This is a genomic window from Peribacillus simplex, assembly GCF_900156045.1.
GTDB lineage: Bacteria > Bacillota > Bacilli > Bacillales > DSM-1321 > Peribacillus > Peribacillus simplex_D.
In genome coordinates this window covers 185023-201544 of sequence record NZ_FTMX01000005.1, presented here as the reverse complement: position 1 = coordinate 201544, position 16522 = coordinate 185023, and the positions used below count along the sequence as shown (strand labels likewise).

Below are 16522 nucleotides of genomic sequence, written 5' to 3'. Positions count from 1 at the left end.
CATGAGTAAAGGGTGAGGAGCCTTGACCGAATTATTATTAAAGTATTTCCGCACGAAGCAACAAGAGGTCCAATCAGAGAAACGCTATGATACACAATGTCCATTTTGCAGCATGCAATGTAAGATGCAGCTGTTGGAACAAACAATTGTTACAAGAAAAAAGTATATGACGATTGGAAAAGATAATCCAACCTCAGAGGGACGCTTATGCATTAAAGGAATGAATGCACACCAACATGCTTTGCACAAAGATCGAATTAAATACCCATTATTTAAAAAAAATGGTGAATTTGTTCGAATATCATGGGAGGAAGCATTAAACCACATTAAGGAGAATTTCACTAAGATTCAAGCAGAAGATGGTGTAAATGCATTATCTGTTTATGGAAGTGCATCCATTACAAATGAAGAAGCTTATTTGCTTGGGAAATTTGCAAGAGTAGCATTGAAAACAAAGTATATAGATTATAATGGCCGTTTGTGCATGTCCGCAGCTGCTTCGGCAGCAAGCCAAACGTTTGGTATGGACAGAGGTATAACCAACAGCTTATCAGAGGTTCCATTCACAAAGTGCATTATCTTGGCAGGCACGAATATTGCGGAATGTCAGCCGACAATCATGCCGTACTTTGAGAAAGCGAAACAAAATGGTGCATATATTATTGCTATAGATCCACGAGAAACAACTACAACGAAAATGGCCGACTTACATCTAAAAGTAAAACCAGGGATGGATGCCGCGTTGGCAAACGGATTATTGAAAGTGATCATTGAAGAGGATTTTATTGATGAAGCATTTATCCGGGAACGTGCAAATGGCTATAACGAAGTTAAGGAGTATGTTACATCATTACAATTGGAGGAAATTGCAGAAATGACAGGTGTTCCTAGCGACCAAATTCAAAAAGCGGCTGTAATGTTCGGGAAAGAAGAATCAGGAATGATTTTTACAGCAAGGGGCGTTGAGCAGCAAACTGATGGTTCTGCCGCCGTTCGTAATTTTCTTAATATTCTTATTATTACAGGGAAAATCGGAAAGTTGAATTCGGGCTATGGAGCTATTACAGGACAGGGGAATGGGCAGGGAGCAAGAGAGCATGGTCAAAAGGCAGACCAGCTCCCAGGCTATCGCATGATTGAAAATGAGGAACACAGATTACATATTGCAAGAATATGGGGAATCGATGAGGCCGATTTACCACGAAAAGGTGTCTCAGCATACGAAATGATAGAGAAGATAAATGAAGGTGAAATTACCGGCATGTTTTTAATGTGTTCCAATCCAATTGTTTCAAATCCCAATGCTAACTTTGTCAAAAAGGCTTTAGGAAAATTAAAGTTTCTTGTCGCAGTGGATATGTTCGTTTCTGAAACTGCTAGAATAGCTGATTTGATTTTACCTACTTCGTCTTATTTAGAGGATGAAGGAACGATGACAAATTTAGAAGGACGGGTAACATTGCGGGAAGCAAGTTTTTCGTCACCTGGGGAAGTGAAGCATGATTGGCAAATCATTTGTGATATAGCAAAAGCTCTGGGAAAAGGGGAGTTTTTTCCTTTTCAATCTGCAAATGAGATTTTCGAAGAATTGAGAGTGGCAAGCCGCGGGGGAACCGCTGACTATTATGGTATAACGTATGATCGATTAAGAAAAGAAGGAGGCATTTTGTGGCCATGTCCAACCATTGACCATAAAGGGACAAAAAGGTTATTCGAAACGTCTTTTGCCCACCCGGATGGAAAGGCGGCCATGGTTGTGGTTAATAATGTACCTTTTGTTCCAAAAGAACAGCCATGTACGGATTTCCCACTTTATTTAACAACAGGAAGAATCATGTCACATTATTTAACAGGAGTACAAACGAGAAAAAGCTCATCATTATCCGCAAGGAATTTTGAATCATATATGGAAATTCATCCGGAGACAGCCAAGAAATTTCATATTCCAGACAATACTTTGGTGAAAATTGAATCAAGGCGTGGAAGTATTGTTGTAAGAAGCAAATGGTCAGCAACCATACGCAACGATACTATATTCGTTCCTTTCCATTGGGCAGACTCACAAAATGTCAATCGCCTCGTTTCACAGGATTTAGATCCCGCATGCAAAATGCCTGGCTTTAAAGTCAGTGCTGTAAAAGTACATCCTTTAGTAGAGCTAACGTCCAATTAAAGGGAAGTTTTCTTCCCTTTCATCATAACTTTTTTTGGGTTCAATAAGGGTAAGCCCAACCACACAGCATTCCATATCAAATGGAATTTACATGACTAACAACAAAAGGGGAAAGAGAATGAAAAAAGGAAAGGTCTATATTGTTGGTGCTGGACCAGGTGATCCAGATTTAATTACTGTTAAGGCAACCAAATGCCTCGCGGAAGCGGATGTCATCTTGTATGATCGATTGGTAAATCGTGAATTGCTTTTATACGGTAAACCTGAAGCTGAATACATTTATTGCGGTAAAGCGCCTGGTAAGCATTGTGTACATCAAGAGGACATTCATCAAATGTTAATTAGTAAATCAATAGAAGGAAAAACGATTGTTCGTCTAAAAGGGGGAGATCCTTTCATCTTTGGACGAGGGGGTGAAGAAGCAGAAGTGCTAGTAAAGCACGGAATTCAATTTGAAATAATTCCTGGAATCACATCCGGAATCGCTGCGCCAGCTTATGCGGGAATTCCCGTGACTCATAGGGAATGGGGGAGTTCCTTCGCAATTGTCACAGGACACGGCGTGACCGGCAAGCCTGAAAACATCAACTGGCATCATTTGGCACATGGTGTTGATACCATTGCTATTTATATGGGTATTAAAAACCTTCCATATATCTGCAAACAACTACGTTCCTGCGGGAAGAAAGCTGAAACTGCTGTTGCTGTCATCGAACAAGGAACGACAGGTTTTCAACGAACTTTTACAGGAACCATCGATTCAATAGTAGCGATTGTTACAAGAGAGCAGGTTGCCAATCCTGCCATGATTGTAATAGGAGAAGTGGTGAATTTATCCGCAAAATTATCATGGTTTTCAGAGAAGACAAATGAAAAGGAATTCGCTTAGAAAAGGAATGAAAGTTAGAAAACTTTTACTGTAGCGAAAATGGAAAACTGGACATGTTAGTCATCATGTCCAGTTTAACAATGTTAATAACTATTTTTAAAGGTGCAAGGTGAAATTGTGACCTGTTTTATCGAAGTCTGAAATATGGAAATTATAGTACTTGTTGAATCGGTTAATATTTCCGTTTGCTTGGCGAAAATCAATTACGTAAGCCAAAATGTGCATTTAATTGGCCTTGCAGCATTTTTTTTCGCATTTTTTCCTGTTCAATTTTTCTGTTCTCTTTTAATTTTTCCTGTCTGATTTCATTGGTTTGCACTCCATCCTCTATTTTATCGGCGATTTCCACCAATGCCTTGACGTCGGAAAATGAGTATTTACGGTTACCCCCCTTAGACCTTTCGGGGAAGACGAGTTTTCTTTCTTCATAATACCGAATTTGTCTATCGGATAGTCCGGTTAATTCTCTGACCACTCCTATGGAAATTACTTTTCTGTCTATATAAGATTCTTTTTGCTGGACGATGAAAATCACCTCATTTTTGATTTATGCAAGATCAATAAGGATATTATATCCTAATTTTCTGAATATTTGTAATAAAAACTAACATTAATTATTAATTTTCAAAAATCATGTAAGATTATATAACACACTTGTTGTTATAAATAGTGACCTCACCTATAATCAAACACATAATCCTTTCAAAAAAATCTTATTGGAGGACAAAACATGGCTAAGCAGAAATTGGCGCTAATCGGAAATGGTATGGCTGGAGTAAGATGTATAGAAGAAATTTTAAAAATTCAACCAGATAGGTTTGAGGTGACTGTCTTCGGAAGTGAGCCACATCCGAATTATGACCGAATCCAACTATCGAATGTATTGCAAGGGGCTACGACGATAGATGATATTACAATAAATGATTGGAACTGGTACAAAGAGAATAATATTACACTTTTTTCCGGTGAAACGGTCACGAACATCGACACCGTAAAGCAAATCATATACTCAGACACAAATCGTGAAGTAGAATATGATCAATTAATTTTAGCTACCGGGTCAATCCCTTTCATTCTACCGATAAAGGGTGCTGATAAAAAAGGAGTGACAGCCTTTCGAAATATTGAAGATTGCGAAAAGATGATTGAATATTCAAAAAATAATAAAAAAGCTGCAGTCATTGGTGGAGGATTACTTGGTCTTGAAGCGGCAAGGGGTCTTTTAAATTTAGGTATGCAGGTAGATGTTATTCACCTTTCTGAATATTTGATGGATAGGCAATTAGATCCAACAGCAGGAAAAATGCTGCAAAGGGAACTTGAAAGCCAGGGAATGAATTTTTATCTTGGGAAACAGACTCAGGAGGTTTTAGGTGAAATTGATGTTAAAGGATTACGCTTTAGTGATGGCGAGGAAATCAGCGCCGATTTAGTGGTCATGGCAGTTGGGATTAAGCCAAATGTTCAATTGGCCAAAAATTGCGGCATCCCTGTAAATCGCGGAATTATCGTGGACGATTATATGGAGACGGGAATCCCGAATATTTATTCGGTTGGTGAATGTGCGGAGCACCGAGAGATGGTGTATGGTTTGGTCGCTCCCCTTTATGAACAGGGCAAAGTATTAGCCAAAAGGATTTGCGGGCAGGAAAGCAAAGCATACGAGGGTTCAGTGCTGTCTACTAAGTTAAAAGTATCTGGTGTTGATGTATTTTCGGCTGGGGAAATTTTCGAGGATGAAAAAGCTAAATCAATCAAGGAATTTAATGAATGGAATGGTACTTACAAAAAGGTAATGGTCCGAAATGGGAAAATTTCTGGTGCGGTATTATTCGGGGATACAAAGGAAAGCAATAACCTATTGAGCATGATCAATAAAAATGCCGACGTTTCCGAATATCTAAAAGTTGGAACCAGTGGAGAACCCAGTGTCAATCTTGTCACTTCGATGTCACATGAAGAAATCGTCTGTGGTTGTAATGGTGTAACGAAGGGCGATATTGTGACGGCTATCGAATCTAAAGGGTTAACAAGTATTGAGGAAGTAAAAGGCTGCACAAGTGCTTCGAGATCATGCGGGGGGTGTAAGCCGTTAGTCGGTGATATTCTCGAGCTGACATTGGGTGCTGATTTCAGTAAGTCAAATCAGAAGGAATCCATATGCACGTGCACCACTTTATCAAGAGATGAGGTTGTTGCTGAAATACGTGAAAAAAATCTGACTCACACTCGAGAAGTCATGAATGTTCTCGGCTGGAATACAAGTGATGGATGCTCGAAGTGTAAACCGGCACTGAACTATTACTTAGGCATGATCCATCCTGTTGAATATGAGGACGAAAAAGAATCCCGCTATGTCAATGAAAGACTACATGCAAATATTCAAAAGGATGGTACATTTTCCGTTGTGCCAAGAATGTATGGGGGCGTCACCAATCCTGAACAATTACGGAAAATAGCAAATGTTGCCGATAAGTATAATGTTAAGTTACTTAAGGTTACAGGCGGGCAAAGAATAGATATGTTCGGCGTTGAAAAAGAAGACCTTCCAGGTGTATGGGCCGACCTGGATATGCCTTCCGGATATGCTTATGGAAAAACCCTTCGAACTGTGAAAACATGCGTAGGGGAAAACTTCTGCCGCTTTGGCACCCAAGATTCAATCGGGCTGGGCATTGCCCTGGAGAAGAAGTTTGAACGTGTAGGCACGCCGCATAAGGTTAAGATGGCCGTGTCGGCATGTCCTCGTAATTGTGCAGAATCCGGCATCAAAGATCTTGGTGTTGTCGGTGTTGACGGTGCATGGGAAATTTATATTGGCGGCAACGGTGGAACCCATTTAAGAGCTGCTGAATTATTATGCAAAGTGAAAACAAGTGATGAGGTAATTGAAATTACAGGTGCATACATTCAACATTATCGGGAGACTGCCAATTACTTAGAAAGAACGTCTGTCTGGGTTGAGCGTGTAGGATTCGATACCATTAAGACGATTATTGGCGATAAGCAAAAACGGATTGAGCTTAATCAACGTTTAGATGAGGCCTTATCGGTATTGCAAGAACCTTGGAAAGAAATCATTGAGAGCAATGCGATTCAAACCGGTTTATTTCAAAAAGTGAAAATTCCAGCTATATCAAATAAATGAATATGGGGGTAGCCAACATGGGGAAAACTCTTCAAAAGATAAAGGTTTCAAAAGTAAATGAGATGCCAAAAAACCTAGGGAAAACAGTAACCATAGGCTCTCATGAAATTGCTCTTTTTCATTTAGCGAATGGTGAATTCCGAGCTATTGAAAATCGGTGCCCGCATAAAGGTGGAGTTCTGGTGGAAGGCATTGTGAGTGGTGATCACGTCTTTTGCCCGATGCATGACTGGAAAATCAGTGTCATGAATGGCGAAGTCCAAAAACCTGATAACGGTTGCGTAAAGACATTCAATGTCGAAATAGAAGATGGCAATGTTTATATTGTTTTATGAAATGTAGATAAAACGCTGCTCTGGATAGTCTCTTATGGGACTATCCATTTTTTCTTTTAGGAGATATGAACTAAATTACCATGACGAAATAATTGATAAATTTTTCCAAAGCAAATATAATTTCCAGTAAAGGTGTGCCTTTATAAAACGACAAGAATGAAAGCGACTTCAATGATAAACAAATGAATAAAGTTATTGGGGAAAGGTTGGCGTTCTTATGAACAAATTATCTGTTGGCGTTTTTACTTTTATGCTGTATTTTGTTCCTTTATCGAGTACTTCACCTGGTATAGCAGAAGTAAAACCAGATTACAAGCTTTATGTGATGGCCCCATTGGGCGAAATAACAGATTGGGAGGCATTTGAAGCAGAGCTGACCCAGTTGAAGGAAAATGGAGTATATGCAATAACGACAGATATTTGGTGGGGATTAGTCGAGAGTAAAAAAGATAATCAGTTTGATTGGTCCTATTATAAAAAATATGCGGAAACAGTGAAAGCTTCCGGTTTAAAATGGGTGCCCATTTTGTCTACACATCAATGCGGCGGTAATGTGGGGGATGATTGTAACTATTCCATCCCGAGTTGGCTCTGGAATAAAGACACTCTAGAGAACATGGCATTCAAGAGTGAAAGTGGTTTCTGGAATAAGGAAGTACTTGCTCCTTGGTGGGAAGGTACGGCTGATCAATACAACGAATTGTACAAATCATTTGCAGATAACTTTGCTGATCAAAAGGAGCTAATAGCTAAAATATATTTAAGTGCAGGACCTGCCGGGGAACTTAGATATCCCTCATACCAGAATGCTGATGGCTGGGCTTATCCCGAAAGGGGACAGCTTCAAGCTTATACAGAAGGAGCAAAACGGGATTTCAGGCTTACCATGAGAGAAAAATATTCAACGATAAAAAAATTAAATGCTGCTTGGGGCAAAGCGTATAAAAACTGGAATGAGATACAGCCTCCAGCAAACGGGGATGAATTCTTCACAAGGGGCGGAGCAATCGATACACAATTTGGATACGACTTTATGCAGTGGTACCAAGGAGCACTCGAAAAGCATCTTGCAAAAATCTCTAAATTCGCCCATAAACATTTTGATGAAGTATTTGGCGTGCCAATTGGAGCTAAAATCTCAGGAGTCCATTGGAAAATGAATGATCCAGTACTGCCGCATTCAGCAGAGTACAGTGCAGGGTACTATAACTACTCCCAATTATTGAATCAGTTTAAGAAATCGAATATGGCTCTCACGTTCACCTGTTTGGAAATGGGAGATCAAGACGCACATACTGCACCATCCTATAGCGCACCTAAAACGTTGGTTACCCATATTGCCTCATTGGCTAATGAAAAAGGAATTTCATTAAACGGGGAAAACGCACTGCCGCTGATCAACAGTGAAGGGGGCTTTGACAATATAGCAGAAATGGTTTTTAACCATGATTTTGATGGATTTACCTTGCTAAGGATGTCCTATTTATTCGACGATGAAGGAAATCCAACAAAGGAGTTCCGGATGATGGCTGATAAATTGGAAGGCTTGTCGATTCCAGTTACATTCACAGTTGAAAATGTACCTCCCACACATGGAGTTTACTTAATTGGGGATAGAGGCGAAATCGGCAGATGGAATCCTGAAGATTACGAATATAAACTCACTCAAAGCACAGAAGGCAACTGGAGTGGAACATTCCGTTTAGCCGCAGATCGATTCTATGAATTCAAGTTCGTCCTGAAAGATGAAAATGGCAATATTACTTGGCAAGATGGGGAAAATAATAGTTATAAAACTCCTTTAAATGGAGAAGGAAACTATAAAACTTCATGGTAAATGGATATATAGGGCGATGAGTAAATTATCGTTCAAAAACTTGCTTTCCGCCCTCGGCGTTTCGGCCTGGCGGGGTCCTCCTTGGACGCTCTTTTCCCTCATGTGTCTCAACACTTGTACCAATCAATTTTTTATTAAAATTAAGATAGGAACCCTTTTGTCGATAATAGGATGTTCGGAATGCTCTCACAACCATGATTCTAAAAGTAAACTTAATATCCTTCTGTTTTTTTATTACTTTAAATGCATGAATTCCTGAATCTATTTAAGAAATTTGAGACACTCCTGCCGAATAACTGGCTAGCCGAGACCCCACAGACGTTTGCTTTGATGAGGATTGGCAGACACTCGGTGGAATGGGAGCGGATTTCTGAAATCATTTGGAATGTTTTTTCGAGGGTTTTAAAGCCTGAAGAGGTAATCAAAGTTCAAATTTTACAGCATGACTAACTAAGTAGGACTTGTGGGAAGAATATAAGGAATGGAAAGTCATCACAAGTTAGGATCATATTACAAATCCTGAAACCAAGTTTCTGTTGATTTGCGTAATGACCGCAATATTTGGTGGAATATTATTTTAAGACTTAAATGATCTGTACTTACATTAAATAAACAAGTGGACTATTTTTGAACTAAACAACAAGATAGGGAGGAATTGAAATAAATGAAGACATTGATTACATGGACAGGGGAAATGGCCTTTTCTGGCACAACTCCGTCGGGACATGAAATAAAGATGGATGCTGCCGAAGATGTAGGAGGAAAAAATAGCGGAGCAAGACCCACTGAGTTACTTTTGCATTCTCTTGCCGGGTGCACAGGCATTGATATTGTAATGATTTTAAAAAAAATGCGATTTGAAACAAAGGCCTTTCAAATAGAAATAGAAGGGGCACGATCAGAAAATCACCCTAAGCGGTTTACCGATTTTCATATCCACTATTTATTGGAGGGTGATCTGCCTGAAGATAAAGTGGTCCGTGCAATTCAATTATCCAAAAATACGTATTGTTCAGTATATCATTCATTAAATGCCAACATTAAAATCAGCTATTCGATAAATGGGGTTAAAGGAAAACAAGACTTATAATATTTTAGTTAAGGGACTATCATTTAACAGAAAGCTGTATTACATCCATATAAGAATAACAGCCTTCATTTTCTAAGCAAAGGGAGGCTGTTTTCGACTGAAATGATTCCTTGTATCATGGATAATCATCTATAAACCCCAGAAAATAAAACCTCTATCTGTTAATCCAAGCCGTATTCTTTAGAAAAAATCATCCTACAATACGTTTTCTAGGTAAAAGAACTCCATTTTCGGGAAGAAAAGGGTTTATTTAGTCAGCAAGTAATCAAACTGTAATCGTTTGTCATTGGAATGCCCTTGATGTTAGGAGTTTATCCGTATAAACTTTAGATACTATTGAGGAGTGGTTAAGTTGAAAGAGATAACAGTAGACAAATTAATTTTTAAAGATCATTTATCGATGATTGAACAATATTCATTGAAAGATTTCATGTTTAAGTGGCTCGGCAGCCCCGAAGAAGGTTTAGATGATCTTCTTCCGCTTACATACACAGATCAAGTTTTTGCAAAAATGGAAACGACATTGGAGACAAAAATCAAGATCCACGGAGAAGAAACCTTCAGATGTGTCACCATTACGGAAGATAATCAAATTGTAATAGGGGGCTTAGACTCGAATCAAGAGTTAAAGTTTAGAATTGTGTCCCTGGAAGATCGTTTGAAAAGCTACTAAAACTTTAGACTTCGCATTTTCAGACAGATAAATAATTAAGGCCATTCATTTTTATTTAAGGAATGGCCTTTTTAATGTATTTTTATTTATTTCATCACGTTAAGAGCATCGTCAATACCATATAAGGTTGTTAACTGTACTCGAAAGTAATAGAAACCATTATCTTATGCCAGTTGAGCGGGTAATTCATTAAACCTGAGATATTTTTGGATTAATTTAACAAATAATAAACGATTATTAATTTGTCTTAGTGTATTATTAAGTAATGAAGTCGATAAAAACACATGGGGGAATTGAGATGAGCGAGACGTTGACAAGTTCGATAAAAACGCTTTTGAAAGAAACGTTTGAAGGACCGGGAAATGATGGGAGCTATTATACTGAATCAAGACCGAATACAGGGATTTTTGGGACACTTGATGGTTTAACCGCTGAAGATGCTTCACGTTCCATAAATGGATCAACCATTGCTGCTCACTCAGACCACATTCGGTATTATTTATGGGTGATCCGAACAATGATCAGTGGTGCAGACTTTGAAAAAGATTGGGACGCAAGCTGGACCATTGCTACTGTTGATGAGGTGAAATGGGGGGAAATCAGGGAGGGATTACATAATGAATATGAATCTCTTTTCGAAGAAATCGATACAATCGATTTAGGAAAATGGCTGACAAATGTAAATGCGACCATTGCCCACTCGGCTTATCACCTTGGAGCGTTACGGCAAATGTTAAAAAACCTTGAAATTTCAAAAATAGATTAACATAAGGATATGCCGCGGGCAGCCCGCCCGCGGAACTCTTTGCGCCTTAGATTCCCCCTTGGCCACGCTTTTCCCGCAGGAGTCTCGTACACCCGATTCAATCAACTTTGTTTAAAAAATTTAGATAGAAACCTTTTAGTCGACAATAGGGGGTAGGAATGGTCTCATCCCGAAGCATGATTTTAAAACAAGTCCAGGTTACCCTCAATAACTTATCCTGTAATCCTTCTAGGAATTGAAGATATTTGCGACACTGCTGTCGAATAACTGGCTAGCCGAGACCCCTACAGGTGTTTACGACGAAGAGGCTTGGGACAGTCTGCGAAATGAAGCTGATTTCTGAAAACAAGCAGGAACTTTTTTTGGAGGGTTTGTAAAAACTTATCGATTACTTCCATTTACATATACTTGAATGAAGTCATAATTCATTCATACTTACGTCTTCCGAATCTCACGCCGTTATTCTTTGCCACTTCAATTCCTTCAGCCTGTCGTTTGCTTATTTTTTTTACGTTCTTACTCACCCACATATGAAAGCAGAGTTTGGTCCTCCAATAATTTTTCAATAACATCCATTCCTCTGGATTTCCTACTATAAAAAAGCAAGTACCACAATATCTGCTTGAGTAATGTACTTCCAATATCGAATGCTACCATTATGAAGAAATGCATTAACTAACGGGGCAGTTCAGTTGTAAAGGGATTTAAAAAGTTTGAAGTATAATCTAGTGAACAAATTTGAAGGAACCATAATACTTGATGATAAGAGAATAAAACAAATACCGTGTGTCAATAATAAAATTGACAGGACACCATTTGGTGTCATATAATAAAAGACACTAAATGGTGTCCAATTAAAAGGGGGGGGTGATTTTGAACGAGAAAAGTCAAGATCGTGATATTTATGTAGCCATCGCTGACCCAACAAGACGTAAATTGCTACGTTTGTTGGCGGACGTGGAAGAATTGCCACTCAATGAGTTGACCGTACATTTTGAAATGGGCCGTACTGCGGTTTCAAAGCATTTGGCAATCCTTAAAGAGGCTGGTCTCGTAATCAGCAGAAAGGTCGGCAGGGAAACGCGTTATCGGCTAAATGCTGCCCCGTTGAGAGAAATTGAGGATTGGGTATCGTTTTACAGGAGATTCTGGAGTGAAAGAATGTTACTTTTAAACCAAATATTAGAGGAGGAACAATAAATGAATTTAACAGTATCACAAGATTTTAATTTTAAGAGCCCGATCGAGAAGGTATGGCTTGCCTTAACGGATGCAAATACTCTTGCGAGATGGGTAATGGCTAATGATATTAAACCTGTCGTCGGACATAAATTTCAGTTTCGGAATGAACAGTGGAATTTAATTATTGATTCCGAAGTTCTTGAAGTGGAGGAGCCTTATAAGTTATCTTACACTTGGGTAGGTGGCGGGATAAACACTACAGTCACATGGACATTAAAGCACGAGGATGGAACAACCTACTTAAATCTCGAACAAACAGGATTTGAAAAAGAAGATCAAGCATTCAATGGTGCGAAATATGGTTGGCCGAAAATGGGCGATGAACTTAATAAATTGTTAGAGGAATTGTAAGACCAAACCTCTGACCCTGTTTTTTAGTATTTAGCTAATGTATAAGAAAAAGCAAACTGCTCGGAAAGAGGAGTGTTCCGTGATGACAAATAGTAGAATGAATCCTAAGGTTGATGAATTTTTAAGTAAAGCTAAAAAGTGGCAGGAAGAGTATGAGACGTTGAGAAATATCGTCCTTGACTGTGACCTTACCGAAGAATTTAAATGGATGCATCCTTGTTACACGTTTGAGAAAAAAAACATAGTTTTAATACATGGATTTAAAGAATATTGTGCGCTTCTGTTTCACAAAGGTGCCTTGTTACAGGATGCCCACGGGATTCTAATCCAACAAACGGAGAATGTACAGGGAGCGCGCCAAATTCGGTTCACCAATGTTCAGGAGATTGTTGCAACGGAAGCCATTCTGAAAGCCTATATTCATGAAGCGATTGAAGTTGAAAAAGCCGGTTTGGAAGTCAATTTTAAAAAGAACGATGAATTCATAATTCCTGAAGAACTTCATAACAAATTCGATGAAATCCCTGCCTTGAAAACTGCTTTCGAAGCATTGACCCCGGGACGGCAAAGAGCATACATTCTTCATTTTTCTCAACCCAAACAATCCAAAACTCGAGAGTCAAGAGTTGAAAAATGCATGCAGAAAATTCTCAATGGAAAGGGATTAAAAGATTAATATATCGTTGAGAAAATAAATTAATCAAATTTAAGATATTACCTCACTTTATGTTCATCGACCTCTTTTATGGATTGCAAGTAACTACTCAACCAAAAATGAATAAAAACAAAAAAAGATCCGCAGGGTGTAAGCAAACAACCGTGTAACAGGCATACTCGTTGCAGCTAACAAAAGAAAATACTGCACAACAAAGTGTACGCTTTTCTTGAACTAACGAGTGCTTATCTTGAAAAAGGTTTAAGTAATGATTTCAACAAATAATGTGTTATTTCATAATAGGGCGCTTTTATGGAGCAGCAAAAAGCCCAATTTCTCAATTTTAATACTGAGAAATTGGGCTTTTTTGAATTTCGATTCAGGAAAATGAAGAGTTACGGCAAATGTTAAAAAGCCTTGAAAAGAAAAATAATTAAACAGATTGAGGATTTTTAAAATGATTTCCTCTCCAGGCACTTGCTTTCCGTGGGCGATCTATGCACCTTTTTGTCCCCCTTGGGCACGCCTTTCCCGCAGGGTTCTCGAGTACCCGTTCCAATCAAATGGAATTTTTTTAAGAAAAAAACTGCAGGCAAACGCGATTTCTTCGAATTTGTCTAAAAAACAAGACTAAATTATCCTTCATGTTTTTTTACTGTGATCCTTATTGGATTGAAGAAATTTGCGACACTCCTGCCGAATAACTGGCTAGCCGAGACCCAACAGACGCTTGCGTCGAGGAGGCTCGGCAGACAGTCGGCGGAAAGGGAGCGGATTTCTGAAATCAACTGGATCTTTTTTAAGAAAAAAACTGCAGGCAAACGCGATTTCTTCGAATTTGTCTAAAAACAAGACTAAATTATCCTTCATGTTTTTTTTACTGTGATCCTTATTGGATTGAAGAAATTTGCGACACTCCTGCCGAATAACTGGCTAGCCGAGACCCTACAGACGCTTGCGTCGAGGAGGCTCGGCAGACAGTCGGCGGAAAGGGAGCGGATTTCTGAAATCAACTGGATCTTTTTTAAGAAAAAAACTGCAGGCAAACGCGATTTTTTCGAATTTGTCTAAAAAACAAGACTAGATTATCCTTCATGTTTTTTACTGTAATCCTTATTGGATTTCTGAAATCAATTGGCTCTTCTTCTACTTTAATTTTGCTCCTGCACCTTAACTAGGTTAGGACAGGTTATGCTTTCAGAAACACACACACTTTTTGTAGGTTATTGTTAGATTGTGTCAGATTATAATAAGAATTCTTTACATTTTAAAGGGTTCAAGTCCTGACTGGAGAAATATATTATCATGGTGTTTTTAGCCGAGAAACACTGACTGCAAGGATTTTGACACAGAAGGAGGGCTCTTAATTAAAAAGCAGCTGTTTTTAATAAGTATATTTTGCTTGATAGTCGTTGTTCAAACGTTTTGGTCTCCCGCTGTTTTTGCTGAACAAAAAACATTTATAATTGCTGGGGAAAGTGCTCTTCCTCCATTTTCATTTGAAAATGAAGCTGGTGAACTGACAGGCATCAATATTGATTTAATGGAGGAAATAGCAAAATATAATGGCGTGGATTTCAAATATATTCCGATGAGGATGGAAGAAGCCGAAAAAGCTTTAAGTAATGGAACAATTGATGCTATTGTTGGAAGTACCTATAATACCGAAAAAGATAACCAACTTGATTTCACTCAATCCTATTTTACAATGTCCCAATCCATAATCATTCCAAGTAAAAGGAAACAGGATATTCATACGTTAACGGATCTACGTGATTCACATGTTGTCCTTGACCAAACCACTCAAGTAATCAGCACATTTCTAAATATGAGGAATACAAATTTAACGACCGTTTCGAATCAATACTCGGGTATTTTAACATTATTGAACAACCGTGCAGATGTATTCATCGGAAACAAATGGACTGCAGATTTCTATTTGAAAAAGTTCCGCCAAGAAAAGAATTATATCATTCTCGATGAAGTCATTGAGCCAGCGGATTATACGATTGCAGTGAAAAAAGGGAATCAATCGCTTCTTTTCATGATGGATAATACACTCACAGAACTTAAAGCCAACCGAAATATCAATGGGATAATCGATAAATGGGTCATGCCACAATCCAATCAAAAAATTGCCAGGCTGGAGCAATTCATATTCTGGTTGATCATAATCCTAACTGCCGTGGCCCTTGTCCTTCTAATCATTTACATATGGAATCAAAAGCTAAAAAAATCCGTTCATAACCAGACGTTGAAATTACATTTATTAAATAAGGATTTAGAGGAACAAAGGCAAAACATTGTTAATGCTGAAGCGTTCAAAGATCAAATCTTAAACAATACCAATAATGGAATCATTACATTCGATCTCGATTTCATGATTACCAGCTGCAATGCAAAGGCATCAGACATTCTTAACATTTCCAAGGAAATGATTCTGAATTTTATGAATCATTCGCAATTAATGAGGAATTTCGGGGCTTTTAATCAAGAACGAAATGAGAATAATCGTACGGGCTCTTTTCGGATCCTGGTATTTGATGATGAAAATGAACAGAAGGTGATTTCATATTCGATGCATAAGATGTTCAATTCTGAAAATATACAAACTGGATACCTACTTTCCCTGAATGATGAGACGGAAAAGAAAACATTGGAGAAAAAATTGGTCACACAAGAGAAGCTGCACGCTCTTGGTCAACTGGTTGCAGGTGTCGCACATGAAATAAGGAATCCTTTGACAGCGATTAAAACATTCATTGATTTACTTCCGAGTAAATATGATAATCCTCAATTCCGACAAGTTCTAATGGAACACTTGCCTACTGAAGTTAACCGTTTGAATGCGATTGTTACCGATTTAATTGAATATGCACGTCCGCGTCCGCCAAATATTACAAATTGCCACGCTCATGAACTTATATCATTACTTGCTTTTCATAAGGTGACAATGGAAAAAAAACAAATAAATTTCGAGCAGACGATTGAGGAGGACCTTATTTTTTATATAGATTTACAACAAATTCAGCAAGTACTTCTTAACTTGGTGTTGAATTCAATTCATGCCGTTGAAGACACAAATGAAAAGACCATTAAAATCACCATTGATAAAGAGAACGAAAAGACAGGGCGGATTACCATATCCGATACGGGAAAAGGGATGAAACAGGGGGAACTGAACCATATTTTCGAGCCCTTTTTCACAAATAAAGAAAAGGGCGTCGGTTTGGGACTAACGTTATCGTATAGGTTAATTAAAGAAAATAACGGAGATATCCATGTGAAAAGTTATCCTAATTCAGGTACGAAATTCACCATTTCACTACCATTATATATCGAATAGAAGCCTGGAAAGAGGAG

At 38.4% G+C, this 16522-nt stretch carries 13 protein-coding genes; 12 read left to right on the top strand and 1 reads right to left on the bottom strand.

The features are described 5' to 3' along the window. Positions 1–22 precede the first annotated feature (22 nt). Both nasC and cobA read left to right on the top strand, forming a co-directional pair. Entirely contained in the window at positions 23–2173 is a 2151-nt protein-coding gene (gene nasC, locus BW986_RS17975) for an assimilatory nitrate reductase catalytic subunit NasC (protein ID WP_076369313.1), read from the top strand. Positions 2174–2291: 118 nt separating this feature from the next. Further along, positions 2292–3062 (top strand): uroporphyrinogen-III C-methyltransferase, encoded by a 771-nt coding sequence (gene cobA / locus BW986_RS17970; RefSeq protein WP_076369311.1) that lies wholly within the window; start codon positions 2292–2294, stop codon positions 3060–3062. A gap of 199 nt (positions 3063–3261) precedes the next feature. Here the strand turns inward: cobA and BW986_RS17965 are convergent, their stop codons facing one another. Then, complete coding sequence (locus BW986_RS17965) at positions 3262–3588, bottom strand: MerR family transcriptional regulator (protein WP_063233904.1); 327 nt, start codon at positions 3586–3588, stop codon at positions 3262–3264. Positions 3589–3792: 204 nt separating this feature from the next. Here BW986_RS17965 and nirB point away from each other — a divergent pair, with 204 nt between their 5' ends. From nirB to BW986_RS17915, 10 genes are all read left to right on the top strand, one after another. Further along, positions 3793–6210, top strand: coding sequence for a nitrite reductase large subunit NirB (nirB, locus tag BW986_RS17960; RefSeq protein ID WP_076369309.1), 2418 nt, complete (start codon positions 3793–3795; stop codon positions 6208–6210). 17 nt (positions 6211–6227) lie between these two features. Next, on the top strand, positions 6228–6545 hold the full coding sequence (nirD, locus tag BW986_RS17955; RefSeq protein ID WP_076369307.1) for a nitrite reductase small subunit NirD: 318 nt from the start codon (positions 6228–6230) through the stop codon (positions 6543–6545). A gap of 217 nt (positions 6546–6762) precedes the next feature. After that, a complete protein-coding gene (locus BW986_RS17950; RefSeq protein WP_076369305.1) occupies positions 6763–8382 on the top strand; it encodes a family 14 glycosylhydrolase in 1620 nt (539 codons plus the stop codon). A 664-nt stretch (positions 8383–9046) separates the two neighbouring features. Then, the gene (locus BW986_RS17945) at positions 9047–9472 is read left to right on the top strand and encodes an OsmC family protein (RefSeq protein ID WP_076369303.1); all 426 of its coding nucleotides are present in this window, start codon (positions 9047–9049) and stop codon (positions 9470–9472) included. Between the two features lie 352 nt (positions 9473–9824). Further along, on the top strand, positions 9825–10145 hold the full coding sequence (locus tag BW986_RS17940; RefSeq protein WP_076369301.1) for a hypothetical protein: 321 nt from the start codon (positions 9825–9827) through the stop codon (positions 10143–10145). 298 nt (positions 10146–10443) lie between these two features. Beyond that, positions 10444–10911, top strand: coding sequence for a hypothetical protein (locus tag BW986_RS17935; protein ID WP_076369299.1), 468 nt, complete (start codon positions 10444–10446; stop codon positions 10909–10911). Between the two features lie 873 nt (positions 10912–11784). Continuing rightward, positions 11785–12111, top strand: a complete 327-nt coding sequence (locus tag BW986_RS30795) for an ArsR/SmtB family transcription factor (RefSeq protein ID WP_260320892.1) — start codon at positions 11785–11787, stop codon at positions 12109–12111. Continuing rightward, positions 12112–12504 (top strand): SRPBCC family protein, encoded by a 393-nt coding sequence (locus tag BW986_RS30790; RefSeq protein ID WP_260320891.1) that lies wholly within the window; start codon positions 12112–12114, stop codon positions 12502–12504. An 82-nt stretch (positions 12505–12586) separates the two neighbouring features. Further along, complete coding sequence (locus tag BW986_RS17925) at positions 12587–13180, top strand: YdeI/OmpD-associated family protein (RefSeq protein WP_076369297.1); 594 nt, start codon at positions 12587–12589, stop codon at positions 13178–13180. Between the two features lie 1381 nt (positions 13181–14561). After that, positions 14562–16505 (top strand): transporter substrate-binding domain-containing protein, encoded by a 1944-nt coding sequence (locus tag BW986_RS17915; protein ID WP_076369293.1) that lies wholly within the window; start codon positions 14562–14564, stop codon positions 16503–16505. Positions 16506–16522: the final 17 nt, after the last annotated feature.

Coding starts and splice junctions, on each gene's coding strand:
- cobA (WP_076369311.1), top strand. CDS start 2,292: ATGAAAAAAGGAAAGGTCTATATTGTTGGTGCTGGACCAGGTGATCCA.
- nirB (WP_076369309.1), top strand. CDS start 3,793: ATGGCTAAGCAGAAATTGGCGCTAATCGGAAATGGTATGGCTGGAGTA.
- nirD (WP_076369307.1), top strand. CDS start 6,228: ATGGGGAAAACTCTTCAAAAGATAAAGGTTTCAAAAGTAAATGAGATG.
- BW986_RS17950 (WP_076369305.1), top strand. CDS start 6,763: ATGAACAAATTATCTGTTGGCGTTTTTACTTTTATGCTGTATTTTGTT.
- BW986_RS17945 (WP_076369303.1), top strand. CDS start 9,047: ATGAAGACATTGATTACATGGACAGGGGAAATGGCCTTTTCTGGCACA.
- BW986_RS17935 (WP_076369299.1), top strand. CDS start 10,444: ATGAGCGAGACGTTGACAAGTTCGATAAAAACGCTTTTGAAAGAAACG.
- BW986_RS30790 (WP_260320891.1), top strand. CDS start 12,112: ATGAATTTAACAGTATCACAAGATTTTAATTTTAAGAGCCCGATCGAG.
- BW986_RS17925 (WP_076369297.1), top strand. CDS start 12,587: ATGACAAATAGTAGAATGAATCCTAAGGTTGATGAATTTTTAAGTAAA.